This window comes from Ornithinimicrobium cryptoxanthini, from assembly GCF_023923205.1.
GTDB lineage: Bacteria > Actinomycetota > Actinomycetes > Actinomycetales > Dermatophilaceae > Ornithinicoccus > Ornithinicoccus cryptoxanthini.
Map to the genome: position 1 here is coordinate 3,441,884 of NZ_CP099490.1, position 24,901 is coordinate 3,466,784.

Annotated in this window: 26 protein-coding genes and 1 pseudogene; 19 read left to right on the plus strand and 8 right to left on the minus strand. The window is 68.4% G+C overall.

The genetic code is table 11. The features are described 5' to 3' along the window. The first annotated feature begins 20 nt into the window (after positions 1 to 20). The 14 genes and pseudogenes from NF557_RS15890 (at position 21) to NF557_RS15950 (ending at position 11,277) form a co-directional block, all read left to right on the plus strand. Entirely contained in the window at positions 21 to 656 is a 636-nt protein-coding gene (locus NF557_RS15890) for a TRAP transporter small permease (protein WP_252620716.1), read from the plus strand. After that, on the plus strand, positions 653 to 1,933 hold the full coding sequence (locus NF557_RS15895) for a TRAP transporter large permease (RefSeq protein WP_252620718.1): 1,281 nt from the start codon (positions 653 to 655) through the stop codon (positions 1,931 to 1,933). The genes NF557_RS15890 and NF557_RS15895 overlap by 4 nt, the downstream gene beginning before the upstream one ends. Positions 1,934 to 2,084: 151 nt before the next feature. Next, positions 2,085 to 3,245 carry a CaiB/BaiF CoA transferase family protein gene (locus NF557_RS15900; protein WP_252620719.1) on the plus strand — a complete coding sequence of 387 codons (1,161 nt, stop codon included), beginning with the start codon at positions 2,085 to 2,087 and terminating at the stop codon, positions 3,243 to 3,245. Then, on the plus strand, positions 3,242 to 4,546 hold the full coding sequence (locus NF557_RS15905) for an MmgE/PrpD family protein (protein WP_252620720.1): 1,305 nt from the start codon (positions 3,242 to 3,244) through the stop codon (positions 4,544 to 4,546). Before NF557_RS15900 ends, NF557_RS15905 begins: the two co-directional genes overlap by 4 nt. Positions 4,547 to 4,706: 160 nt before the next feature. After that, positions 4,707 to 5,888, plus strand: coding sequence for an acyl-CoA dehydrogenase family protein (locus NF557_RS15910; protein WP_252620722.1), 1,182 nt, complete (start codon positions 4,707 to 4,709; stop codon positions 5,886 to 5,888). Then, a complete protein-coding gene (locus NF557_RS15915; protein WP_252620724.1) occupies positions 5,885 to 6,706 on the plus strand; it encodes an HpcH/HpaI aldolase/citrate lyase family protein in 822 nt (273 codons plus the stop codon). Before NF557_RS15910 ends, NF557_RS15915 begins: the two co-directional genes overlap by 4 nt. Then, complete coding sequence (locus NF557_RS15920; RefSeq protein ID WP_252620726.1) at positions 6,706 to 7,527, plus strand: HTD2 family dehydratase; 822 nt, start codon at positions 6,706 to 6,708, stop codon at positions 7,525 to 7,527. The genes NF557_RS15915 and NF557_RS15920 overlap by 1 nt, the downstream gene beginning before the upstream one ends. Continuing rightward, a pseudogene (locus NF557_RS17900) lies at positions 7,520 to 7,741 on the plus strand (enoyl-CoA hydratase/isomerase family protein); the annotation flags it as partial. The gene NF557_RS15920 and the pseudogene NF557_RS17900, both read left to right, overlap by 8 nt. A gap of 61 nt (positions 7,742 to 7,802) precedes the next feature. Further along, a complete protein-coding gene (locus tag NF557_RS15925; protein ID WP_252620727.1) occupies positions 7,803 to 8,315 on the plus strand; it encodes an enoyl-CoA hydratase-related protein in 513 nt (170 codons plus the stop codon). A 16-nt stretch (positions 8,316 to 8,331) separates the two neighbouring features. Then, the gene (locus NF557_RS15930; RefSeq protein ID WP_252620729.1) at positions 8,332 to 9,513 is read left to right on the plus strand and encodes a CaiB/BaiF CoA transferase family protein; all 1,182 of its coding nucleotides are present in this window, start codon (positions 8,332 to 8,334) and stop codon (positions 9,511 to 9,513) included. A 109-nt stretch (positions 9,514 to 9,622) separates the two neighbouring features. Further along, positions 9,623 to 9,775 carry a hypothetical protein gene (locus tag NF557_RS15935; RefSeq protein ID WP_252620730.1) on the plus strand — a complete coding sequence of 51 codons (153 nt, stop codon included), beginning with the start codon at positions 9,623 to 9,625 and terminating at the stop codon, positions 9,773 to 9,775. 70 nt (positions 9,776 to 9,845) lie between these two features. After that, a complete protein-coding gene (locus NF557_RS15940) occupies positions 9,846 to 10,070 on the plus strand; it encodes an RNA-binding S4 domain-containing protein (protein ID WP_252620732.1) in 225 nt (74 codons plus the stop codon). A gap of 72 nt (positions 10,071 to 10,142) precedes the next feature. Further along, positions 10,143 to 10,511, plus strand: coding sequence for a VOC family protein (locus NF557_RS15945; RefSeq protein ID WP_252620734.1), 369 nt, complete (start codon positions 10,143 to 10,145; stop codon positions 10,509 to 10,511). A 118-nt stretch (positions 10,512 to 10,629) separates the two neighbouring features. Next, complete coding sequence (locus NF557_RS15950) at positions 10,630 to 11,277, plus strand: hemerythrin domain-containing protein (RefSeq protein WP_252620735.1); 648 nt, start codon at positions 10,630 to 10,632, stop codon at positions 11,275 to 11,277. Here the strand turns inward: NF557_RS15950 and NF557_RS15955 are convergent. Continuing rightward, entirely contained in the window at positions 11,174 to 11,890 is a 717-nt protein-coding gene (locus NF557_RS15955; RefSeq protein WP_306254467.1) for a type II toxin-antitoxin system VapB family antitoxin, read from the minus strand. The two genes, NF557_RS15950 and NF557_RS15955, sit on opposite strands and share 104 nt — an antisense overlap. Between NF557_RS15955 and wecB the strand changes: the two genes are divergently transcribed. The 3 genes from wecB to NF557_RS15970 are packed head-to-tail and all read left to right on the plus strand — an operon-like array spanning position 11,889 to position 13,983. Further along, entirely contained in the window at positions 11,889 to 13,097 is a 1,209-nt protein-coding gene (wecB, locus tag NF557_RS15960; RefSeq protein ID WP_252620737.1) for a non-hydrolyzing UDP-N-acetylglucosamine 2-epimerase, read from the plus strand. The genes NF557_RS15955 and wecB overlap by 2 nt on opposite strands. Beyond that, positions 13,094 to 13,816, plus strand: a complete 723-nt coding sequence (locus NF557_RS15965) for a class E sortase (RefSeq protein WP_252620738.1) — start codon at positions 13,094 to 13,096, stop codon at positions 13,814 to 13,816. Before wecB ends, NF557_RS15965 begins: the two co-directional genes overlap by 4 nt. Next, the gene (locus tag NF557_RS15970) at positions 13,816 to 13,983 is read left to right on the plus strand and encodes a hypothetical protein (protein ID WP_252620740.1); all 168 of its coding nucleotides are present in this window, start codon (positions 13,816 to 13,818) and stop codon (positions 13,981 to 13,983) included. Before NF557_RS15965 ends, NF557_RS15970 begins: the two co-directional genes overlap by 1 nt. Before the next feature lie 56 nt (positions 13,984 to 14,039). Here NF557_RS15970 and NF557_RS15975 read toward each other — a convergent pair whose 3' ends face one another. The 4 genes from NF557_RS15975 to NF557_RS15990 all read right to left on the minus strand — a co-directional run bounded on the left by NF557_RS15975 (position 14,040) and on the right by NF557_RS15990 (position 18,029). Beyond that, positions 14,040 to 14,975 (minus strand): hypothetical protein, encoded by a 936-nt coding sequence (locus tag NF557_RS15975; RefSeq protein ID WP_252620742.1) that lies wholly within the window; start codon positions 14,973 to 14,975, stop codon positions 14,040 to 14,042. An 8-nt stretch (positions 14,976 to 14,983) separates the two neighbouring features. Further along, positions 14,984 to 16,411, minus strand: coding sequence for an XrtP-associated glycosyltransferase (locus tag NF557_RS15980; protein ID WP_252620744.1), 1,428 nt, complete (start codon positions 16,409 to 16,411; stop codon positions 14,984 to 14,986). 32 nt (positions 16,412 to 16,443) lie between these two features. After that, entirely contained in the window at positions 16,444 to 16,980 is a 537-nt protein-coding gene (locus NF557_RS15985; RefSeq protein WP_252620745.1) for an exosortase/archaeosortase family protein, read from the minus strand. Positions 16,981 to 17,462: 482 nt separating this feature from the next. Further along, positions 17,463 to 18,029, minus strand: coding sequence for a TIGR03086 family metal-binding protein (locus NF557_RS15990; RefSeq protein ID WP_252620749.1), 567 nt, complete (start codon positions 18,027 to 18,029; stop codon positions 17,463 to 17,465). A 19-nt stretch (positions 18,030 to 18,048) separates the two neighbouring features. Between NF557_RS15990 and NF557_RS15995 the strand changes: the two genes are divergently transcribed. Continuing rightward, positions 18,049 to 18,615, plus strand: coding sequence for a protein-L-isoaspartate O-methyltransferase family protein (locus tag NF557_RS15995; RefSeq protein WP_252620751.1), 567 nt, complete (start codon positions 18,049 to 18,051; stop codon positions 18,613 to 18,615). A 112-nt stretch (positions 18,616 to 18,727) separates the two neighbouring features. On the opposite strand, the gene NF557_RS16000 is transcribed toward NF557_RS15995, so the two are convergent. The 3 genes from NF557_RS16000 to NF557_RS16010 form a co-directional block, all read right to left on the minus strand. Next, positions 18,728 to 19,219, minus strand: coding sequence for a DUF4442 domain-containing protein (locus NF557_RS16000; RefSeq protein WP_252620757.1), 492 nt, complete (start codon positions 19,217 to 19,219; stop codon positions 18,728 to 18,730). Further along, positions 19,216 to 19,893: a DedA family protein gene (locus tag NF557_RS16005; RefSeq protein ID WP_252624253.1), complete on the minus strand. Its 678-nt coding sequence runs from the start codon at positions 19,891 to 19,893 to the stop codon at positions 19,216 to 19,218. The genes NF557_RS16000 and NF557_RS16005 overlap by 4 nt, the downstream gene beginning before the upstream one ends. A gap of 101 nt (positions 19,894 to 19,994) precedes the next feature. Continuing rightward, complete coding sequence (locus tag NF557_RS16010; RefSeq protein WP_252620759.1) at positions 19,995 to 20,780, minus strand: CPBP family intramembrane glutamic endopeptidase; 786 nt, start codon at positions 20,778 to 20,780, stop codon at positions 19,995 to 19,997. 153 nt (positions 20,781 to 20,933) lie between these two features. Here NF557_RS16010 and NF557_RS16015 point away from each other — a divergent pair, with 153 nt between their 5' ends. After that, on the plus strand, positions 20,934 to 24,833 hold the full coding sequence (locus NF557_RS16015; protein WP_252620760.1) for a cell wall-binding repeat-containing protein: 3,900 nt from the start codon (positions 20,934 to 20,936) through the stop codon (positions 24,831 to 24,833). The last annotated feature ends 68 nt before the right edge of the window (positions 24,834 to 24,901 follow it).

Sequence of the window (24,901 nt, forward strand, 5' to 3'; positions counted from 1 at the left end):
CCAGCAGAAGGGTGTGAGATGTGAGACAGCTAGACAGAGTGCTCACGACCATCGAGAACGTCTTCGCGGCCGGCACCCTCGGCCTGGCAGCAGCGATCTCGATCGTGAACGTCTTCCTGAGGCAGTTCGGCGAGTCCTGGTTCTGGACCGAGGAAGCCGTCATCTATCTGATCATCTACTCCACGTTCGTCGGCGCCGTCATCACGCTGCGCCACAACGAGCACGTCAGCGTGGACATCCTCGGGGTGTTCTTCAAAGACAGGGGCAAGAAGTGGCTGGCCCTGGTGGCCGGCGTCGTGACGATCATCTATCTGCTGATCATGGGCTACCTCGGCTGGCAGCTGCTGGCCGAGCCGTTCTCACGCACCACCGTCACCCCCGTCCTCAAGCTGCCGCTGTGGGTGGTGGAGCTCGCTGTCCCGATCGGCATGACCCTCATGCTGCTCCGGGCCATCGAGTTGCTCTGGCGCACCTGGAAGCACGGCGTGCCGACCGGCGAGGACATGTTGGCCGCCGAGGCCGAGGCCACCGGGCTGACTCTTGAGGAGATCCGCGCCTCCAGCGCGGCCATCTCCGGCACAGGTGCTGCCGCGCCCGCTGACCCGGACGGCGAGAGTCGACCTGGTCCCGACGAGACGAAGGAGGACGGCCGATGAGCACCGAAGTCATCACTCTGCTGGTGATCCTGTTCGCCCTGCTGTTCACCTCGACGCCGATCGCGATGGCGCTGGGGCTGACGTCCTTCATCTATCTCTACTACTTCACGACCATCCCGCTCACCCAGGTCGTGGAGCGCCTGTTCAACGCGCTCAACAGCTTCCCGCTGATGGCGATCCCGTTCTTCATCCTGGCCGCCAACGTGATGACCCGCGGAGGCATCAGCCGCAGACTCACCGAGTTCGGCAACGCCCTCGTGGGACAGTTCCGCGGCGGCATGGCGATGACGGCCGTGCTGGCCTGCATGTTCTTCGCAGCGGTGTCGGGCTCCAGCCCGGCGACCGTGATCGCGGTCGGCACCCTGATGATCCCGGCGATGATCCGGCACGGCTATCCCAAGAAGTTCTCCACCGGCCTCATCGCGACCTCCGGATCACTGGGCATCCTGATCCCGCCCTCGATCCCGCTGATCGTCTATGGCATCGCCACCGAGCAGAGCATCGGTGACCTGTTCATGGCCGGCATCATCCCCGGCGTCCTGGCCGGTCTGATGCTGCTGGGCATGGCCGTGTGGGTCTCCCGGCGAGGCAACTATGGCGAGCACACCGGCGAGCCGATGCCCAAGGGCACCCGACGCCGAGCGCTCCGCGACGCGATCCTGGCGCTGCTGCTGCCGGTGATCGTGCTGGGCGGCATCTATGGCGGGTTCTTCACCCCGACCGAGGCCGCAGCGATGGCTGTGGCCTACAGCCTCGTGGTCGCGCTGCTGATCTATCGCGAGCTGACCATCAAGGATCTCGGCAAGGTGCTGCTCTCCTCGGCGAAGACGTCGGCGATGATCATGTTCATCATTGCCAACGGCATCCTGTTCACCTTCGTGCTGGCGGCTGAGCGGATCCCCGACCAGATCACGACAGGCATCGCCAACATGGACCTGGAGCCCTGGCAGTTCCTGGCGCTGGTCAACATCCTGCTGCTGATCGTCGGCATGTTCATGGAGACCAGCAGCGCGATCCTGATCCTGGCGCCCATCCTGTTGCCGATCGCGCTGCAGATGGGCGTGGACCCGATCCACCTGGGCATCATCATCGTGATGAACCTGGAGATCGGGATGATCACCCCGCCGCTGGGGCTGAACCTGTTCGTCGCCTCCGGGTTGTCCGGGATGAGCGTGCTGCAGGTGGCCAGGGCGGCCATCCCCAGCGCTGCTGTGCTCCTGGTCGCGCTCATCCTGGTGACCTACCTGCCGATCCTCTCGCTGGCGCTCATCAGATGACCCAGGAGTATGCCGGGGGCTGGCCTCCCAGCCCGGCCCCCGGCATACTCCGCCCCGGTCCCGCCCCGATCAACCACCGCGGCCCATCTCTCATTGACAAAATGTGCGGCCCTTCGAAACAATGGCCTCACATCTTCGGAGGAATCGACCCATGAACCCCCTCGACGGGATCACCGTCGTCTCACTCGAGCAGGCCGTGGCCGCGCCGTTCGCCACTCGCCAGCTCGCCGACCTCGGCGCCCGCGTGATCAAGGTGGAGCGGCCCGGCCCCGGTGACTTCGCCCGCGGCTATGACGAGACGGTCAAGGGCATGTCGAGCCACTTTGTGTGGCTCAACCGTTCCAAGGAGTCCGTCGCGCTGGACCTGAAGAGTCCCCTGGGCAAGGAGGCGGTCACCGCCCTGGTCCGCGAGGCGGACGTCTTCGTGCAGAACCTCGCCCCCGGTGCCGCCGAGCGACTCGGCCTGGGCGCCGAGGCTCTGCGCGCGGTCAACCCGCGCCTGGTGCACGTGTCGATCTCGGGCTACGGTCCCGGCGGCCCCTACACCACCAAGAAGGCCTATGACCTGCTCGTGCAGTGCGAGGCCGGACTGGTCTCGATCACCGGGACCGAGGAGGAGCCCTCCAAGGTCGGCATCTCGGCGGCCGACATCGCTGCGGGGATGTATGCCTACACCGGCATCCTCACCGCCCTCTTCCAGCGCGAGCGCACGGGTGAGGGAGCGACGCTCGAGGTGTCGATGCTGGAGGCGCTGGCCGAGTGGATGGGCTTCCCCCTGAACTACGCGATGTATGGCGGCATGCCCCCTCGGCGCAGCGGTGCCCGTCATGCGGCGATCGCCCCCTATGGCCCGTTCCACTGCGGCGACGGTGAGCAGGTCTTCCTCGGCATCCAGAACGAGCGTGAGTGGGCGACCTTCTGCGAGCAGGTGCTCGGCAACGCCGCCCTGGCCACCGACCCACGCTTCGAGCGCAACAGCCTGCGGGTGGAGAACAGCGCGGAGCTGAACACGGAGATCGAGCGGGCCTTCGCCGGCAAGACCGCCGAGCAGGCGGCCGAGCAGCTGGAGGAGGTCGGCATCGCCAACGCGCTGCTGCGCGACATGGCCGGGCTGGCCGCCCATCCGCAGCTGGCAGCCCGCGACCGGTGGGTGGACTACGACTCCCCCGTCGGCCCGCTCCGCGCCCTCATCCCGCCGGCCACGCTGCAGGGCAGTTCACCCGTGATGGGCCCGATCCCCACCGTCGGTGAGCACACCGACCAGATCCTGACCGAGCTCGGTCTGGCCCCAGCCGCAGGAGGCACCCCGTGACCGTCGACGCCATCAGCACCGAGGAAGGCTCCTCCACCGCAGCGGCCACGGGCGCGCCTTCCATCGCCGTGGCCCTCGCCCGCTGGGCGAGCACGACGCAGCCGTCGCAGGCCGACCTCGACCTGGCCGACCGGAGCCTGCTCGACACCGTCGCGGTCGCCCTGGCGGCTCGCACCCACGAGATCCGGCCGGTTGTCGACGCCCTCGACACCCAAGCCGCGCGCTGGGCGGCGCTGGCTCACGTCATCGACTTCGACGACCTACACCTGCCCTCGACCACCCACATCTCGACCGTCTGCGTCCCGGTCGCCCTCGCCACTGCCGGGCACGACGGCGAGCGCGCGGCCCGGGCCTACCTCGCAGGCGCGGGGGTCATGGCCCGACTCGGCACGGCCCTGGGTTGGTCGCACTACACCGCAGGCTGGCACGCGACGACCACCTCTGGGGCGATCGCCGCGGCTGTGGTCGCCGGCGTCGCGCACGGGTTGAACCAGGAGCAGCTGACCAACGCCATCGCGCTGGCCGTCCCCGCCTCGGGCGGCGTCCAGCGGGCCTTCGGCACGGACGCCAAGAGCCTGCAGGTCGGGCTGGCCGCGCAGGCGGGGATCCAGGCGGCGCAGCTCGCCGGGGCCGGGGCCAGCGCGGATCCCCGTGCGGTCGAGGCCTGGATGGAGCTGCTCGGCGGCGACCCCGGTCACCCGTTGGTCACCGACCCCTGGTCCGATCCCGCGATGATTCCCGACGGGCTGGCGATCAAGGTCTATCCCGCCTGCTATGCACTCCAGCGACCGATCGGTGCCCTGCGCGAGACCGTGGGCGAGCCGATCGCGGCCGACCAGGTCGCCGCGATCCGGCTGAGCACCCCGCGTGGGACGGTCACCCCGCTGGTCCACCACCAGCCGCAGACCGGCCTGGAAGGCAAGTTCAGCCTGGAGTATGCCGCCGCGACCGCCCTCCTCGACGCGCACTCCGGCTTCCGTGCCTTTGGCGACGAGGCAGTGCAGCGCGCCGACGCGCAGCGACTCATCGGGCTGACCGAGGTCACCCTGACCGACGAGACGGGTGACGGTCTGCTGGTGGGGGCGGTGGAGGTCGAGGTGGACCTGACCGACGGGCGCACCGTCGCCGGGTCGCTGGACCTGCCGCCGGGCTCCCCCGGCAAGCCGCCGACCGACGCCGAGATGGAGGCCAAGGTGCTGGACTGCCTGGAGCTGGGCGGCATCAAGGGTATCGCCCCCAGTGACATCACCTGGGCCCGCGCAGCGCGGCTGCTCTCCACCCATCTCGCACCCGGCGTCTGAGCCGGCCACTCGGCATACGCCCCAGGAGGACCGACGAAACCATCCCAAGAAGTGCAGGAAGACCAGCGAAACCACTACGAAAATTGCGGGCCGACCAGCGAAACCACTACGAAAACTGCTGGCAGACCAGCGAAACCCCTACAGAAATGGGTGGGAACCGATGAGCACCGAGATGCTGTCCGAAGATGAGGTCGAGATCGTCCGCCTGGTGCGGGAGTTCGTCACCGAGCAGGTCAAGCCCGTCGCCAGCGAGCTCGAGCACGCCAACACCTACCCCGAGGAGCTCATCGAGGCGATGAAGCAGATGGGGATCTTCGGCCTGGCGATCCCGGAGCCGTGGGGCGAGGCGCAGGTCAGCCTGCCGGCCTACTGCCTGGTCACCGAGGAGCTGGCCCGCGGCTGGATGTCCCTGGCCGGCGCGATGGGCGGGCACACCGTCGTCGCCAAGCTGATCCTGGCCTATGGCACGCAGGAGCAGAAGGACACCTACCTGCCGCGGATGGCGACCGGTGAACTGCGCGCCACCATGGCGCTGACCGAGCCCGGCGGCGGCTCGGACCTGCAGGCGATGCGCACCACGGCCAAGGTCGACGGCGACGACTATGTCGTCAACGGCTCCAAGACCTGGATCACCAACGCCCGCAAGGCCGAGCTGATCGCGCTGATGGTCAAGACCGACCCGGAGGCCGAGCCGCGACACAAGGGCGTCTCGATCCTGCTGGTGGAGAAGGAGGGTGAGGACGGCCTCGACGGCTTCCACCTCTCCCGCGACCTGCCCAAGCTGGGCTACAAGGGCGTGGAGTCCTGCGAGATCGCCTTCGACGGCATGCGGGTTCCGCGCACGGCCCTGCTCGGCGAGACCGAGGGCGTCGGCTTCGCCCAGATGATGAAGGGCCTGGAGGTCGGCCGCCTGCAGGTCGCCTCCCGCGCGCTCGGCGTCGGACGGGCCGCCCTGGAGGACTCGTTGCAGTACTCCCAGGAGCGTGAGTCCTTCGGCGTGCCGATCTGGAAGCACCAGTCGATCGGCAACTACCTGGCCGAGATGGCCACCAAGCTCGTCGCCGCCCGGCAGCTGACGCTGCACGCGGCACGCGCGTTCGACGCCGGGCAGCGCGCCGACATGGAGGCCGGCATGGCCAAGCTGTTCGCCTCCGAGGTCGGCATGGAGATCGCCCTGGACGCGATCCGGATCCACGGCGGCTACGGCTACTCCACCGAGTTCGACGTGGAGCGCTACTTCCGCGACGCGCCCCTCATGATCGTCGGCGAGGGCACCAACGAGATCCAGAAGAACGTCATCGCACGCCAGCTGGTCAAGCGCGGGAACGTGGACCCGGTATGACGGGAGTCCAGTCCGCGCGCTCGTTCCTGTTCGTCCCGGGCGACCGGCCCGAGCGGTTCGACAAGGCGATCGCCAGCGGCGCCGACGTGGTCATCATCGACCTGGAGGACGCGGTCGCACCCGAGGCCAAGGCGTCCGCCCGGGACGCCACGGTGGCCTGGCTGGCCGGCGGAGGCCGTGCGGCCGTGCGGGTCAACGCCGCCGACAGCCCCGAACACGAGGATGATGTGGCGGCCCTGGCCGGGATCGCCACTGCGGCAACAGACTCCGGGCTGGTCGCGATCGTGCTGCCGAAGGCCGACGACCCGGATCTCGCCAGCAGTGTGGCCAACCAGACCGGCGTGCCCGTCATCGCCCTGGTGGAGTCGGCGCTAGGCCTCGTCCGCGCCCACGAGATCGCTTCTGCGACCGGCGTTTCCCGTCTCGCCTTCGGGCACCTCGACTATGCCGTGGACCTTGGCAGCGGCAACGGCCGTGAGCCGATGCTGCACGCCCGCTCCACCCTCGTGCTGACTTCTCGCGCTGCGGGACTGCCCGGACCGATCGACGGCGTGACGACAGCGCTGGACGAGACCGAGGTGCTGACCGACGACCTGGCCTATGCCCGCGACCTCGGGCTGACCGGCAAGCTGCTGATCCACCCCAAGCAGGTGGAGCCCACCCACGCGGCCCACCGGCCCTCCGAGGAGGACGTCGCCTGGGCACAGCGGGTGATCGAGGCAGCAGCGTCCGGCGGTGCCGTCCGCGTCGACGGTGACATGGTCGACGCGCCGGTCGTGGCGCGCGCCGAAGACGTGTTGCGACGGAGGGAATCCTGATGACTGAGAGCGCCACCCGCACCGAGGTGATCTCCGCCGAACCGGTCGAGTCCCTCGCCGCTGTCCTTGAGACACCCGTGCCGTTCGAGGCGGGCTCACCCGTCCCGCCGCTGTGGCACTGGCTCTATCTGCTCGACCGCCGCCGCCAGTCCGACCTGGGCACCGACGGCCACCCGACCAGCGGCATCCCTGCCCCACCCGGCCCGGGGAGACGCAGGATGTTTGCGGGAGGGCGCGTGACGACATACGCACCGCTGGTCATCGGCGAGCCCGCGACCAAGGTGACCTCGATTGCCAAGACCGTCGAGAAGGAGGGTCGCACCGGTCCGCTGACCTTCGTCACGGTCCTGCAGGAGATCAGCCAGCGCGACCAGCTCGTCATCCGCGAGGAGCAGGACATCGTCTATCGCGCTCCCGGCACCGGTGCCCTGCCACCCGCCCCCGAGCCGCCCACGCCACCGGCCGGCCCGACGCTGCGCCTGGCGGTCGACGAACGGCTGCTGTTCCGCTTCAGCGCGCTGACCTACAACACGCACCGCATCCACTACGACCTCGGCTATGTGCCGACCGAGGGCTATGACGGCCTGGTCATCCACGGACCGCTGCAGGCCCTGCTGATGGGTGACCTGATGCGCCGCGAAGGCGTCGACCTGGTGGGGCAGACCTTCGGCTATCGCCTGGTCTCTCCCATGGTCGGCACGCAGACGCTGAGCATCGTGCCCGGTCAGGACGGCCTGGAGCGAGGCGCCGAGTCCCGCAGCGAGGCCGGGGCGATCTGCGCGACGAGCACCCTGACGACGGCGGGCGCGACCGTTGGCTGACGCGGTCCTGCTCGAGGTCGACGACCGTGGCGTCGCGACGGTCACGCTGAACCGGCCCGAGGTCAACAACGCCTATGACGAGGCGATGCTGCTCGGCGTCCACGCGGCTGTCGACGCGGCCGAGGCGTCGCTGGCGACAGACTCCCCCGTGCGCTGCGTCGTGCTCCGTGGCAACGGACGGCACTTCCAGGCAGGTGCCGACCTGCACTGGCTCAACGCGGTGCGCACCGGCAGCCGAGGACAATTTCGCAGCCTCCGAGCTGACGGGCAGCGCCGTGCGCCGGCTCAGCCAACTGGACGTGCCGGTGCTCGCTCTCGTGCAGGGTGCCTGCTTCGGCGGGGGCACCGGTGTCCTGGCCGCTGCGGACGTCGTCCTGTGCGGCGAGGACTCCGTCTTCTCCATCGCGGAGGTCCGGTGGGGTCTGCACGCCTCGATCATCCTGCCCCAGCTGGCTGACGCGATCGGAGCGCGGCAGGTGCGGCGCTATGCCCTCACCGGCGAGCGCTTCGACGCCGCCGAGGCGCAGCGGATCGGGCTCGTGCACGACGTCGTGCCCCGCGACGCACTCGAGGAGCGGGGCGCCGCCGTGGTCGAGGCGATCCTGGCCAGCGGGCCGGGTGCGGTCCGCACGACCAAGCGGATCGCGCGTGCCCTGTCCTGGACGGCTGTGGATGACACCGAGTTCACCGACCTGGTGGCCGAGCACAGCGCCGCCCGTCAGTCGCCCGAGGCGGCCGAAGGCCTGGCGGCCTTTGCCGAGAAGCGGTCGCCGTCCTGGAGGAGCTGAGCTGAGCGGGTTGAGCATGCTGGCCGGGATCAGGGTCGTCTCGATGGAGCAGTTCATCGCCGGCCCCTACTGCTCCTCCCTGCTGTCGGACGCCGGCGCCGAGGTCATCAAGGTCGAGCGTCCCGGCACCGGCGAGCCGCGGCGGACCTATCAACCGCGCCTGGGGCACGAGGACGACTACGTTAGTGGCGGCTTCGCGTCATACAACCGGGGCAAGCGGTCCGTCGAGATCGACCTGAGCGCCGAGGAGGGCCGCGAGTCGCTGCTCGGTCTGCTCGCCGAGGCAGACGTCTTCCTCTGCAACAACCGGCCTGGGTCGCTGGAGCGGCTGGGCCTGGGCGTCCCGCAGCTGCGCGAGCGCTTCCCCCAGTTGGTGATCTGCGAGATCACCGGGTTCGGGGTCTCCGGCGGGCCGTATGCCGAGTGGCCGGCCTTCGACTCGGTCATCCAGGCGATGAGTGGGCTGAGCAGCCTGCTCGGCACCGCCCCGGAGGAGCCACCGCTGCTCGCGCCGATGGGGACCATGGACCTGCTCACCGGGGTCTATGCCTGCCTCGGCATCCTCACCGCTCTCGTGCACCGCAGCCGGACCGGTGAGGGCACGCACGTGGACGCGGCGATGTATGACATCGGTGCCGCGTTCCTCGAGCGCCCCCTGACCCTGCACGAGTTCACCGGTGAGGTGCCGACCCGCGGGATCGACCGGTTCAGTCCCGTCGGCGCTTTCCGGGCCGGCGACGGCGGCTGGATCTCGATCGTCATCCCCACCGACGAGATGTGGCAGCGCTGCTGCGCCGCGATGGGCCGGCCTGACCTGGTCGAGGACCCGGCGCTCGACACCGTGCTGAAGCGGGCCGAGCGGATGCCGGACCTGGTGCTGCCCGCGCTCGAGGAGTGGGCTGCAGGCATGAGCCAGCATGAGGCGGTGGAGTCGCTGCGCAGCGCCGGGCAGCCCGCCGGGGCGGTGCAGACGATCGCGGACGTCCGCGAATGCCCGCAGCTGGCGCACCGCGGGCTCTTCGTGCCGATGCAGGACGAGCGCCTGGTGCGTGAAGTCGGCACCCATCCGGCCCTGCCTCGGCTGCCGCTGCTCTTCAACGGTGAGGCGGCCGACCCCGGCATCGTGCCGCGCCTCGGCGAGGGCAACGGGCTGCTGAACCCGCCGCCCGTTGCGGGTCGATGGGAAGACGCCGACTGATCCCTCGAGCGAGCCTGAGTCCCGGTCAGTCCTTAAGGAGGCATGGTGACCGGATGTCCACAGCCTCGTCCGCGAGTGGCGAGGAGGTCTGCGTCGACGGTATGCATCGTTGCTTGAGGTCGCGCTGAAGGCACTGCTCCGTGAGCACCGAGAGGCAGAGGTCGACCGGGCCGACGTGCGCGCCTACGGAGAGCAGCCGGTCGAGCTCCCTGATGAGTGGGGCGACGTGGCGTCCTTCCTCGATGCTGCTGGCAAGCTCTGACGTGCAGTTGCCCGCTCGAGGTGACCCCGCGAGCCACTCACCACGGGTGCGCCGGGCGTAGGCTTCAGGCATGAGTCAGCCGCAGGAGGTCCCGATCCGGGACGAGTCGATCCGCCTCGGCCAGCTGCTCAAGCTGGCCGGTGTCGTGCAGGACGGCGCCATGGCTCGCATGGTCATCGAGAACGGTGAGGTCACCGTCGACGGGGAGACCGTGATGCGCCGCGGGGTCCAGGTCCGTCCTGGGTCCGTCGTGAAGTATGCCGACGCTGACCTTCTGGTGACCACCGCGCAGTAGTGATCTTCCTGCCGGCGTAGGCAGTGCTTGTGTCGGCTGTCGGCTGTCGGCTGTCGGCGCTAGCGTTCGACCATGACACTCACTCTTGGCATGATCACCACCGATACCACCGACGCGGAGGCGCTGGCCGGCTGGTGGGCCGAGCAGACCGGAGCACAGATCGCCGAGACCAACGACGGCTGGTTCGTCATCGTCCGCGGCGGGACTCTGCCGGTCTGGATGGCCTTCCAGAAGGTCGATGGGGTGACGCCTGGCAAGAACCGGCTGCACCTGGATCTCACCGCCAGCGGCGACCTCGACGACGAGGTCGAGCGGCTGCTCGGCGCCGGCGCGACCCTCGTGGCCCGGCGCGGCGACGAAAACTTCCGATGGGTCACGCTGGCCGACCCGCAGGGCAACGAGTTCTGCGTCTCCGGCCCCCACGGGGGAGGGACCAGCTAGGGAGCAAATCCGCCACCGAAAAGTCTTGTGGCGTTGCGACGCACGGGCGTACATTTCGAGCGAAGGGACCCGCCCGCACCATCGGGTGAGGACCCACCCTCCACAGAGAGGCCTTGCGATGCCGTGTGATGCCAGCGGGATGGCCGAGATCCACCGCGCGTTCAAGGCCGCTTTCCGGGACGGGGTCGCGTTCGTCGAGGGGGTTGCCGACGGTGATGCTGCGCACGCCGAGGTGGTCGCCAAGCACCTCAACCTCTTCTCCGTCGCCCTCCACACCCACCACGAGTTCGAGGACCAGGATCTCTGGGGCAAGCTCCGGGACCGGGCCCCAGCCTGCGCGCTCCACGTGGACCGGATGCAGTCCCAGCATGCCGCGATGCTCGTGCAGCTCAACGCGCTGGACGCAGCTCTGCCGACCTGGCGGGCGTCCGGCTCGAGTGCTGCTGCCCAACCCGTCCTCTCGGCGCTGGCCGGCATCAACAGCGCGCTGGACGAGCACCTGCCAGACGAGGAGACAAAGATCGTCCCGCTGATGGAGGAGGTGCTCACTCAGCCGGAGGTCGACGCGGCCGCCGATCACGGACGCCGTGCGACGCCGAAGGGCCAGGCGTTCCCCATGCTAGGAGGCATTCTGGCGGCCCAGCCGGACGGCGGCACGGCGTTCATGCATAAAAACATCCCGCCACCCGTGCGCCTGGTCTGGCGCGCGATCGGCCGGCGCAAATACGAAGCCAACCGCCAGGCACTGTTGCACGGGCCGCGCTGAGCAATGACCTGGTCGGCGCGCTGCAGATCGGCCACCTGCCCCCACCGAGCACGCTCATCGCGATGCTAGCCCACCCACCTCGCGAGTCACGGTGTCCAGCAACTGCTCGGCGCCGGCCTCCCCATAGACGACCGCGGCGATCGCCTACGTGTCGAGGGCCAGCCTCATCCGGGAGCCTCGTGGCGTCATACCCGAGGAGTTCATCGAGGGGGCGGTCATCAAGGATCGGCCGGATGCGACCGCGGCGAATGATGTCCTGAAGTTCGTGGCTCACATCGCCCGCACCCGCGCGGGCCCGCTCGCGTTGCAACCGTTCCTCCACCGCGCGCCGAGTGGTTTGGGTGATGGTCTCACCGGTCAGCCTGGCGAGCTCCCGAACCAACCGGTCGGTGTCTGGATCTTTGATGTCGAGCGCATATATCCACCATATGAGGAAGAAAGGCAGATATCTCGGCAGATGTCTGTCCATGCCGCTCACCACATGGGCTTCACCGCACACCTCAGTGACCCTCAGGTCTGCCACGGTGGGAGTGTCGACTGGTTGGCCAGATAGAGTCATGGACTGCGGGGCACGGAGACGAGAGAGTGGGGTGCAGTCCATGGACACAGGCATGACAGCCGATCGACCGATCGTGACCTTCGTCTATGGCACGCGCCCCGAGGCGATCAAGTGCGCTCCCTTGGTGCTGGCGCTGCAGCAGGATCCAGACTTCCAGGTCCGCGTTGTCGTCACGGGCCAGCACCGGGAGATGCTGGACCAGGTCAACACCCTGTTCGGGATCGAGCCGGACGTCGACCTGGACATCCACCAGACGGGACAGACGTTGTCGGATGTGGCCGTCAGGACACTGCGTGGAGTCTCCGACGACCTGGCGGCCCATCGGCCAGCGGCCGTGGTGGTCCAGGGTGACACGTCCTCCGCCTTTGTGGCGGGGCTTGCCGCGTTCTATGCACAGGTGCCCGTCGTCCACCTGGAGGCAGGCCTGCGCACCGGCGATCTGGCGGCCCCGTTCCCCGAGGAGGGCAACCGGTCGCTGCTCACCAGGATCGCTGCGCTGCACCTCGCTCCCACTGCGGGCAACCGTGACAACCTGCTGCGTGAGGGCATCGACCCGGCCAAGATCGTCGTGACGGGAAACTCGGTGATCGATGCTCTGCACCACGCCGTCGCCGCTGATCACCCGTGGGAGAACGAGCAGCTGCGCGAGCTGTCCAGCACCGACCGGCCGCTCGTGCTCGTCACCGCGCACCGCCGCGAGTCCTGGGGTGAGCCGATGGAGGCGATCGGCCGCGCAGTCGCCACGGTCGCCGTCCGGCACCCCGGCCACGACGTCGCCCTGCCCGCCCACGCGAACCCTCGAGTGCGCGAAGTTCTCGTCCGGCACCTGGGCCACCTGCCTAACGTCCACATCGTCGACTCCGCTGCCTATGGCGATTTCTGTCGCCTGCTGCAGCGGGCCAGCGTGATCCTCACTGACAGTGGCGGCGTCCAGGAGGAGGGACCGGCGCTCGGCAAACCCGTGCTCGTGATGCGTTCGACGACAGAACGTCCCGAAGCCATGGAGTTCGGGACCGTGCGCCTCGTCGGTGTCGACGAGGCTCGGATCGTGGCGGAGGTGACGTCCTTGCTCACCGACCCCAGTGCTCGTGAGGCGATGTCGCAAGCGGTCAACCCCTATGGAGACGGAAGGGCCGCACCACGCGCGGTGGCTGCCCTGCGCCACTGGCTCGGCCTCGGCCCCCGCCCCCAGGACTTCATCCCACGGCGACCACAAACCAGGGTCGGCGACCTCGTTGACACTGCGCACGACACCAGGTGATCGTGCGACTCGCGCTGCGTGCCGTCGGCGACCTCACCCTGACGCTGGGAGCGGTGCTGTTGCTCTTCGTGGTGTGGCAGGGGTGGTGGACCGACGTCCAGGCCAATGCTAAATCCGACGAGCTGCTCATCGAGGCTCGCGCCGAGTTCATCGCACCTCCCGCCGATGACGCAGCCACAGAAGTCCGGGACACAGAGCCGACCGAGGTGGTCGAGCCGCCCGCCACGAGCTACGCCATCAACGACCCCATCGCCGTGATCTATCTGCCGACGATCGGGCAGGAGCGGGTCGTCAAGGAAGGGACGGACCGCGACGTTCTCAACCAGGGTGTCCTCGGGCACTACCCCGGCACCGGCGCCCCCGGGCAGGTGGGCAACTTCGCGCTGGCCGGGCACCGCACGACCTATGGACGCCCGCTGTGGGACCTGGCCGAGATGAAGGCGGGCGACCCGATCGTCGTCGAGACGGCGGCCGGCTACCACGTCTACTCCTTCGAGAAGCTGGAGGTGGTCGAGCCCAGCCGTTGGGAGGTGCTCGCCCCCGTCCCGGGTGCACCTGAGGCTGAGGCCTCACGTGCCTCGATGGTCCTGACCGCCTGCCACCCGAAGTTCAGTGCCGCAGAACGACTCGTGGGGTATGCCGTGCTCGACCGGTCGGTCCCTCGCTCGCAGGGGGCGCCCCCTGAGCTGTTGGCAGACGACCGCACGGAGGACAGCTGATGTATGCCTGGATCTGGCGCACTCTGCCGGGGCCCACGTGGCTGAAGCTCCTCCTCACGCTAGTGCTCGTGGCCATCGTGGTGGGGGTCCTGTTCGAGTGGGTCTTCCCCGTCGTGGCTCCGCACATGCCGTTCAACGACGGGACGATCGAGACGCAGAGCCCCTGACCCAACATTGCCCGGTGACCGAGGGGTCTCGGTCACCGGGCAATGTTTGTTCTGTGTCAGTGGCTGGTGGCTCGCCGGCGCTTGGTCGTCACGACCGCGACTCCGGTGCCGACCACGGCCAGCGTGCCCAGGGCGATCGGCAGACCGGCCAGCGGCACGGCCGGGACCAGCGCCAGGTCGGCGCTGGGTCCACAGGTCACGTTGGCCAGCTCGACGTTGGCCAGAGCGTCGCCGACGGCGTCGACGTCGATGGCAGTGACCGACAGACCTCCGTAGTAGCCAGGGTCAGTGCCTTCCGGATGATCCAGCGGGACCTGCTGGTTGAGGGTGACGCTGACTAGCGGGGAGAGCAGGGCCGAGACAGTTGGCGACACGAGGCTGAGGAGATCGGTGTTGGGCGCGACGGTGGTGTCCAGATCCACGATCACGTCAGGAATCAGCAGCGGCTGGTCGACGACTAGTCGGGCACCGACCAAGTTGGCTTGGCCAGAGCTCGTGCCGTCGGCCTGCGTCTCGCAGGTCGCCGTGATGGCGTCGGCCTCGATCCGTGCGCTGACCAGGCCGAGGACGTCCACAAGGTTGAGCACGACCGGGGCCGTTCCGGGAGTCGTGCAGTTGGCCGCGTCGCCGACATCAACGAGTCCGCCCTCACCGGTGACACCGGAGCAGGCGGCGCTCGTGCCGTCGTTGTTAGCCACGGCCACCTCACCCAGTGCCCCGGCGGTCAGGACGTCCTGACCGTTCAGCAGCGAGATCAGCGGCTGCTCAGACGCAGTGACGGTCTCAGTGCTGCCGTCGTTCTCGGCCGTCTCCGTCGTGGTGTCCACGACGACCGCGGGGTTGAGGACGCTCAGGTGCAGTGCTGTCGCACTGGCCTGGGTGGCAAACGGCGCTCCCATCGCAGCCGTCGCCGCGAGGATGGTCGCGGCGCCCCCTGCGGTCCCGGCGAGGGCGAGACGTCTAGTGGTCGAACGAACTCTTGCACTGCTCATGATTCTCCTTATCTGGTGAATGTTGCCGGTTCTGCTGCTGACGTCGCCAGCGACCCTGACGTGGACGGTGGGTGTGCTCGTCCCGCAGCGCGGGGAGCAGACCCCTTTGCGAGCCCCTGGTAGACCCTGTCGGTCTTGACCCAGTCGCTCTTGCTCCGCGCGATGCGGAACGCTGCCCGCCACACGGAGACGATCATCAAATAGCTGTAGATCCAGTACGCGAGGCCGAGGAGTAGCGCACGACCACGACCCGTCCCCGGTTCGGCCTTGATCCGATAGACGAGACCCCACACCGCCAGCGGACCGATCCCGAAGACGATGATCAACGGGATCAGGCCCCACGCCCCGCCGGCGAACCAGCCCGTCACACCGGCCGGCGTCATCACGGCATACCTGATGACGAATCCCCACGCGGCGACGTAGACCACGGAGCCCACGAGCTGAGTCCACGGAATGAGCAGGAAGTAGCAGATCTCAAGTGCTGCTGGCGTGCTCAGGTTGCGCGAGCGCAGCACCGCGCCCAGGTAGCGCAGGCACTCCATGCCACCCTGCGCCCATCTGGTCCGTTGCCGCACCAGCGCTCGCGCTGAGGGCAGGCCCTCCTGGGCCACCCAGACGTCATTGCAGTATTCGTTGCGTCGACCCACCAGCAGGACATGCAGCCCGAGCTCGAAGTCTTCAAGCAGGGAACCGTGCCAGGGCGTGCCGTGCTGCTCAGCGATGAGGTCAAGGACTGACAAGCGGCTGAACTGGCCGTTGCCGCCCATGCCAACCGAACCCAGGCTGCGGCGCAGATGCTGCATGGCGGCGATGACTGAGCGGAACTCCAGGTCCTGCAATGTCACCAGAAGGCGACCGAACCTGGTCACGGGCTCAGGATCGCCGGCGTCGATGCGGCCAGACTCTCCGCGGTTGACCATGCGGACCTGGAGCTGGGCCGCGCCCACCTGAGTGTCACCAAAAATGGTCGGCCCGCTCAGTGTTGCGAGCGCATCAGGGTCGAGAACACCATCCGCGTCAATGACGCCGACGACGACGCGTTCGGCCGCCTTCTCGTAGTCCTCGCCGTGCACCATCTCGAGGTGGCGGCGGATCGCACGCCATCCGGCGTTCAGGGCGGCACCCTTGCCCTGTCTGGCCTGCGGCGGCGTCCGGCGGACGACGTGGACGCGAAGGTCGGTCCGTGCGAGATCCTCAAGAATGGTGAGAGTGCCGTCCGAGGAGTCGTCGTCGATGGCCCAGACGTGCGCTGAAGGGTGCATCTCCCGCATGCGCGTGACCGTCCGGTGCACCACCCTCTCCTCGTCGAGGCAGGGGATCAGCACGTGCCACTCAAATGACTGGGGATCGCCTGCAGCGGTCTTCTGGTGCCGGAGGAACGGGAGCAGGATAGCCATGACGTAGCCGAGGAAAGTGATGCACAGAGCGAGGGCCATGAGGTCAACCCAGGGCCCTAGTCCTAGCGGGCTCATGCTCCCACCGCCGACATACGGGCCGGATCGCGCAGGATGAGGCGGACAAAGAGGAGCACAGCAGCAACGAAACCGATGGTGCTGATCGCTGACCCGAGAAAGACGTGGCTGAACTCATAGCCACGCTCAAATCCCATCGTCTTCATCATCGCGACAATGGTGGCAATCCGGAGCTGGTTGGCGATCATGAAGACGAGCACCAACGCACCAACACCCAGTGCGACTGACCGTAGGCGCAGCGGCCGCATCCACGCAGCTGCCGCAGACCCACCGAGGAAGAGCGCGGTCAAAGGAGCCACGCTGCAACCCACACTGAAGCCCACGCCCACCCAGCGACCATCAAGGGGGAAGATGACAGCCTGTCCCATGGCGTCCGCTCCGAGGCCGCCAAGGTTGAGAAGGGTGGCTTGGGCCAGCGCTTCGACGGAGCGCACACTTTGTCCCAGCAGGAGCAGTGCCAGGGCCGCGACCAGCAGGAAGACCGCGATAATCAGGGAGGGGCGCCGCTGCACCTGGCCATCGCTCGATGCCATCGGCGAGAAGGCGACCTTTCGGTGCCTACCCCGGTACCTGCCCAAAAGTTAGCTCTGGCCTGTGCGAGCTGCGGAGAATCTATAGGCCAGCAGCCCGACAACCATCAGCGCCAAGCCCACCAATGCGTAGGCGAAGAGCGGTGCGCCGGTATACGCCAAACTTCCCCCCGCAACGACGGTTCCGCCGCCACCAACCTTGTACATAACAATTCCCCAACCTGTGGTGATTTTCGTCGTCCAAAGTGTCTTCGTCGTCCAGAGTGACCGTAGCCACACGCCACCAGCGCCACAAGAGACTTGGACAAGACTTTACGTTCGGCCATTGCTGCAGATCATAGATTTGCCTGATCTATACCTACACTAGACCTTCATTCATCGCGTGAGAGGCGATGCCGTGGTATCACGCATGCGAACCCGCGCGTAGTAAAGGCATAACCGCCGCGCTCCCTGGACTCAGCGCAGGAACACCAAGCACCTACGCGTCAGGCAGGTGGCGTCCACTCAGGGTCGCGGCCGAGCAGCGCCACCAGCTGGTCGACGCGGCTCTCGGACTCGGTCGTCACCGGCGCAGCGAAGATGCCGGGCACCTCGCCGGCGCCCACCCGCGGCTTCTCATAGGCCAGCGCGGCCTCCACCGCATCGGGCACGAGGTGCGGGCGCACCCCGATCGCCCGGGCGAGGTCCCAGGCGTGGACCGTGAGGTCGACCAGCATTTGCTGGGCATACTCCGTCGTGCTGGAGGTGCCGAACGACATCTGGATCTCCCGCTCCGGCGCCTGCCCCCACGCCAGCACGGACGCGGTGATCGCGCGCCGCCAGGCCCCCATCGGGTCATCGCCCAGGACGTCACCGTCATAGCGGCTGCCCACCTGCTCCAACGACTCCCCCCGCAGCAGGTGCGGCGCCCAGAGGTGCTCGACGGTGAGGTGGTTGAGCAGGTCACGCACGCTCCACTCACGGCACGGGGTCGGCCGATCCCACTGCCCCTCGAGTGGCAGCTCGGTGACAACGCGGGAGGCCTCCGGGATCAACTCGATCGCTTCGCTCACCTGCGCCACACTAGGTGTCATGGCTGGTGACAGCGAGCGCGGCCGGGAATCTGTGGACGAAGCGATGGCCGGCACGCCCCGCGCCGACTTCCTGCCGCGGTCGGTGCGCCGCTCCGCCGGGCAGGACCGCGCGCTGCAGATCGGCCACGGCTCGACCTGCTCCCAGCCGAGCACGCTCCTGGCGATGCTGCGTCTCCTAGACGTCCGCCCGGGCCATCGAGTGCTCGACGTGGGCAGCGGGTCCGGGTGGAGCACCGCGATCCTCGCCCGGCTGGTCGGCCCAGAAGGGTGGGTGCTCGGGGTCGAGCTGGAGCAGGAGCTGGTCGAGCGAAGCGGCAAGGCCCTGGAGGGTATGCCGACCGCCCAGGTCCGCGTCGCCGCACCCGGCTCCCTGGGCTCGCCCGAGGACGGCCCGTTCGACCGGATCCTGGTCTCGGCCGGGACCAACCAGGTGCCGCAGGAGCTGGTCGACCAGCTGACCCCGGATGGCGCTCTGGTGCTGCCCCTGGCCGGTCGGCTCGTCCGCGTCACCCGCGACGGCCACGAGACCGCGCCGGGCCACTACCAGTTCGTGCCCCTGCGCTGACCAGTTCTTGCAGCACACTCGCTCACGGGTTGCAAGCACCCGGCTAGGAATCCTGCAAACATCGGCCTAGACACCCTGCAAACATCGGCCTAGTCACCTGCCGAGCTGCCCGTCAGCCGACCGGCGTCTCCCGCTTGCGCCGGACATACAACTGCTTGCGCACGCGGGCGACGACGGTGCCGTCCTGCGCGACCACGTCGGTCTCGAACCAGCGCAGCACCTTGCTGCCGTCCGCCGCCGCGGCGCGCAGCTCGTCCAGGTGCTCGTCGGTCACCTGGAACTCGGCCCGCACCGACGAGGTCCCAGGCGCGACGAACTCGATCTCGCCAGCCTTGTCCCACACGACAAACTCCGGCCCGAGGTTGCGCAGCACCAGCACCATCCAGAACGGGTCGGTCATCGCAAACAGCGAGCCACCGAACAGCGTGCCGACATAGTTGCGGGTCAACGGCCGCTTGTGCAGCGCGACACGGGCATAGCGGAAGTCGGCCGAGATCTCCTCCACGCGGATGCCGCTGGCCAGGAAGGGCGGCCACACGTTGAGGAAGTGGCGCATCGCCCGGTGGTTGCCGCCGAGCGACTGCCAGGTCGGCAGAGCCCTCACGGCGACTCCTCTCGCGAGTCCTCCAGAGCACCCTCTCGCGACTCGCCCGCCACCCGACGGCCCTTGCGGTGCTGCGCCCCCTCCGGCGCAACCCCCATGAACTTGTGCAGCAGCCGGTCGATCAGCAGACCGAGCAGCACCCCACCCGCCACCGCGACCGCGGTCGCCAGCAACGGGTTGTCATGCAGCCAGCGACCGGCGAGTGTCCCGATCGCGATGGAGTATGCCGCCCAGCTCAGGGCGGCGACGAAGTCCAGTGCGAAGAACTTGCGCCAGCGGAACTTCGTCGCCCCCGCGGTGATGTTGACGACGACCCGGCCCACCGGGATGTAGCGCGCGGCGATGATGATCATGGCGCCCCGCTGATCCAGCTCGCGGTGGGCCCAGCCCATCGCATCGCGCACGCGGTGGCTCTTGCTGTGGTTGAGCCGGGTCAGCCCCCCGTGGCGACCGATCGCATACGCAATGTTGTCCCCGAGCATCGCCCCCGTGGCCGCGACCACAAAGACCCACCACATGTTCGGCTCCCCGACCGAGGCGGACACTGCGGCAAGCGCGACGATGATCGACTCGCTGGGCAGTGGCGGGAAGAAGCCGTCGATCGTGCACAGCGCAAACACCAGAGGCAGCACCCACACCGAGCCAGCTTGCGCGCGGACGAACTCGTTGATCATGTCAACCACGACGCCACCTCCTCCCCCGACCGCGTCGGACGACAGTCAAACTAACTGAGGGCACCGACGGTTCCCAACACGACCGCCCCTCACAGCCACGATCACAGCCACGACACGTGCGGCGCGACCAGCGCATAGCCCACGAACGCCACCACGTCGAGCACCGTGTGCGCGATCACGAGCGGCATCACGCGCTTGGTCCGGACATAGACGAGCCCCAGGATCAGCCCCATCGCGACGTTGCCGACGAACCCGCCGAACCCCTGATAGAGGTGATAGCTGCCGCGCACCAGCGCACTCGTCACCACGATCGTCACGGTCGACCACCCCGCCTGGGCCCACCGGGTGAACAGGTAGCCAACCATCACCACCTCCTCCAGCAGCGCGTTGCCGACGGCGGCCAGCACCAGCACCGGGATGCCCCACCAGATCGCGGGCAGGCCGGCAGCACTGATCGTCGTGTTGACCCCCAGCTCCCGCGCGCCCAGATAGAGCGCCAGCCCCGGCAGCCCGATCAGGGCGGCGAGCCCGAGCCCGGCCACCGTGTCGCGCCCGGGGCGGGCCAGGTCCAGACCGATGGCCCGGTGGGGACGGGGCAGGTCCTGGCTCAGCAGGAACAGTGCCAGCAGCACCGGCACCAACGGCAGGAGTATGTCGGCAAGCTGGTAGGCCAGGTCCAGCCAGGGCCGGTCGGGGACCCTTGAGGTGTTCATCGCGGTGGTCTGCTGGGCCAGCGGGGTGGGCGCGGTGAGCTTGCGGATCAGCGACAGCAGCGCCCACACCGCGGAGGCGCCGAGGCTGACGCCGAGGACGAGGACGGTCTCGGTGACCAGCCGTTGCCGACGGGTCACCGACCGCCCGGACGCGGCAGGGACGACGGGAGTCATGTGCCTAAGGTAACGATTCGGTCATCTCTGGGTCTTGACTATGGACATTTGGGGGTGTCCAACGCAGACTGCCTGAGCACCCTTGAGACCATCCGCCACTTTGGCGTGGGCGAAAGCGTGCGGCAGATTCCACTCCGAGTAAGGATTCCAACAGTGCGAAAGCCCCATCCCGGAACGCGAGCGCGGATCGCCGCTCTCGCTGCGTCCGCGGTCGTGGTCTCGCCACTGGCGGTAGGCACCATGTCGGCTCAGGCCGACGAGGTAGCCAACCTCCAGCTAGGTGAGACCAAGACTTATATCGTCCAACTGGCCGACGACCCCCTGGTCGCCTTCGACGGCGGCCACGGTCTGACCGCGACGGCTCCCAAGGCAGGCGAGAAGGTCGACGCCGACAGCGCTGCCGCGCAGGCCTACACGGACTACCTGGGTGCACAGCGCGCCGACGTCCTGCAGACCCTCGGCCTGAGCTCCTCCGACGTCGTGACGACCTACGAGGCCGCGCTGAACGGCTTCGCCGTGGAGATGACTGCCGCCGAGGCGATCCACATGCGCAAGGCTCCGGGCGTCCTCCAGGTGTGGGAGGACGAGATCCGCCACGCAGACACGGTGCAGACCCCTGACTACCTGGGTCTTTCTGGTGACAACGGCGTCTGGGCGACCGAGTTCGGTGGCGTCGACAACGCCGGCGAGGGCATCGTCGTCGGAGTCATCGACACCGGCATCGACCCCAACAACCCGAGCTTCGCGGGCGAGGGCATCTCCGCTCCTCCCGCCGACTGGGCCGGCGACTGTAACGAGGCCGGAGTCGACCGCTACGCCGCGTTCGAGTGCAACAACAAGGTCATCGGTGCGCGCTGGTATGGCGAGGCTTTCGGCAACACCGTCATCCCGGAGGAGTTCACCTCCGCACGTGACTACAACGGTCACGGTTCGCACACGGCCGGCACCTCCGCCGGCAACCACGACGTGCCGCTGAGCATCCAGGGCGCCGAGCTCGGGCTGGCCTCGGGCATGGCCCCCGCAGCGCACATCGCGGCCTACAAGGCTCTGTGGATGACCGCTGACGGCAACGGCTCCGGCACCACTGCCGGCCTCGTGGCCGCGATCGACGACGCCGTCCTGGACGGCGTCGACGTCATCAACTACTCGATCTCCGGCTCGAGCACCAACATCATGGGCCCGGACGAGGTGGCCTTCCTGTTCGCCGCTAACACGGGCATCTTCGTCTCCACGTCGGCCGGCAACTCCGGCGACACGGTCGGCGTCTCCTCGGTCGCGCACAACGCACCCTGGACGATGACCGTCGCTGCCAGCACGCACAACCGCGGCGCGGAGAACAGCGTCACGCTGGGCAACGACGCCACCTATGACGGTGTCGGCTACGGCGGCCCGGTCGAGGCACCGCTGGTCTATGCCGGCGACATCCCCGCCACGGGGGTCGCCGCGAGCGAGGCCGAGCTGTGCGCCACCGGCGCGGTCGACGATGCTGCTGCAGACGGCAACATCGTGGTCTGCATGCGCGGCGCCTACGCACTGGTCGACAAGGGCAGTGAGGTCGCCAACAGCGGCGGCGTCGGCATGGTCATGATCAACGACCCGGCCGGTGCGGCCGGTCAGAACGCGATCATCTATGAGGTGCCGGCCACGCACCTCGCGGCCGCTGAGGGCCAGCTGGTCAAGGACTACGCGCAGACCGCTGCGGCTCCCACTGCCACGATCAGCGCCACCACCAACACCATCGTGAACGCCCCGGAGATGGCGAGCTTCTCGTCATACGGTCCGGCGCTGGCCGGTGGCGGGGACCTGCTCAAGCCGGACATCACGGCTCCGGGCGTCGACATCGCCGCTGCCTACCACGTGGACCACTCCGACCCCGGCACCCCGACCTTCTCCCAGATCTCGGGCACCTCGATGTCGGCCCCGCACATCGCGGGCCTGGCAGCGCTGATGAAGCAGGAGTTCCCGGAGTGGAGCCCGGCCGCCATCAAGTCGGCCATGATGACCACCGCACGTGACGTCGATGACGCGGGTGACCCGATCGAGCGCCTCGGCACCGTCGCCACCCCGTTGAACTATGGTGCCGGTGAGGTCCAGCCTGCTCCGTCCTACAACCCGGGTCTGGTCTACGACGCCGGCGTGAACGAATGGCTTGACTACGCCTGCGCCATCGGCCAGCTCAGCGGTTGCACCGGCGAGGAGCCGGCTGCGAGCGACCTGAACTACCCGAGCATCTCGGTGGGTTCGCTGCCGGGTCAGCAGACGGTGACCCGCACGGTGACCGACGTGACCGGCGTGGGTGGCACCTACACCTTCGACATCGACGCCCCGGAGGGCACCACGGTGACGGTCGTTCCCACGGTCCTGACCGTGCCCGCCGACGGCACGGCCAGCTACGAGGTGACCATCACGGCCACCACCGCTGAGCCGGAGGCCTGGACCTTCGGTCAGCTGCGGCTGGTCAGCGGTGAGATCACCGTCGAGAGCCCGATCGCGGTTCGTCCCCTCGAGATCTCCGCTCCCGCGGAGCTGAACGGCGAAGGCTTCTCGGGCAGCAGCAGCTACCAGGTCACCCCGGGCTTCACCGGGACGCTGTCCACGGACATCGACGGTCTGATCCCCTCCGACGAGCGGCCGCTGGCGGTCACCTCGGACGGTCCGGCGGGTGGTGCTGGCTTCCAGGACCACGTCGAGCCGATCGTGGTCCCGGCGGGCACCAAGACGCTGCGGATCTCGACCTTCCAGTCGGAGATCACCCCGGCTGGCGTTGACATGGACCTGTTCCTCATCAACCCGGCCTACACCGCAGTTGTCGCACAGAGCGCGGCTGGTGGCTCGGATGAGTCCATCACCCTCGACAACCCGGCAGCCGGCACCTACTACCTGGCGCTGGACTACTGGGATGGTGCCGCGGGTGCCGTTGCCAACGTGCCGACCCACGTGTGGGCCGTCACCGACGCCGACGAGGGCAACATGACCGTCTCCCCGGAGACCGCCCCGGCGGCCATCGGCGTGCCGATCGACCTCACGGTCGCCTGGGACGGTCTCGCGGGCGGTGCTCGCTACCTGGGCAACGTCAACTACCTCAACGGTGGCGAGACCATCGGCAAGACGATCGTCTCGGTCGTCACCGACGGTGTCGAGCGCGTGGCGGGCGATGACCGCTACGCCACGGCGGCAGCGATCTCGGAGCTCTACCCCGAGGGTGCTGACACGGTCTACGTCGCCTATGGCGAGGCGTTTGCGGACGCGCTCACCGGGTCGGCAGCAGCCGGCGCCGGCATGTCGACCATGACGACACCTGAGGGCGACGCCGCTCCGGTGCTGCTGGTCGGCAAGAGCATCCCGACGGTGACGTCGGACGCTCTGGACGCCCTGGCTCCGAGCAACATCGTCGTGCTGGGTGGCCCGGCCTCTGTGTCCAACGACATCGAGACCGAGCTGACCGCGTGGGCCCCCGTGAACCGCATCGGTGGTGCAGACCGTTATGAGACGTCTGCCCTGCTAGCGGCGGAGTTCCCGGCCGGTCTGTCCAAGGTCTATGTGGCCAGCGGCTATGACGCTGCCTTCCCTGACGCGCTGGCCGCTTCGGCGCTGGCGGGTCATGAGGGTGTGCCGGTGCTGCTGACCAAGACGAACTCGGTGCCTGCCACGGTTAATGCGGCCATCACGGGTCTCAACCCGGACAGCGTCGTCGTCGTCGGTGGACCGAGCTCGGTCTCCAACGGCGTCTACGCCACCCTGGGTGCGGACTCGCGTCTGGCCGGTGACGACCGTTGGGAGACCAACGTGGCGATCACCGCGTCCTACGCTGCGGATGCCCCCCGGGCCTACGTCGCGTCGGGTCTGACGTGGCCGGACGCGCTGACGGGTGCGGCTCTGGCCGGCTCCGAGGGTGCGCCCATGCTGCTGACCCACCCGGACGCGCTCCCGGGCGTGATCAAGACCGAGCTCAACCGGCTCTCGCCGGCTGACGCGACCATCTTTGGTGGTCCCGCCTCGGTCAGCCACGCAGTGGAGGACGAGCTCAACGCTCTGCTCCCCAGCTGGCAGTGAGGCCGCGGCCGGTGACCCGGCCGTGAGCTAAGCACCAGGACGGGCCCATCCCCTTGCGGGGGTGGGCC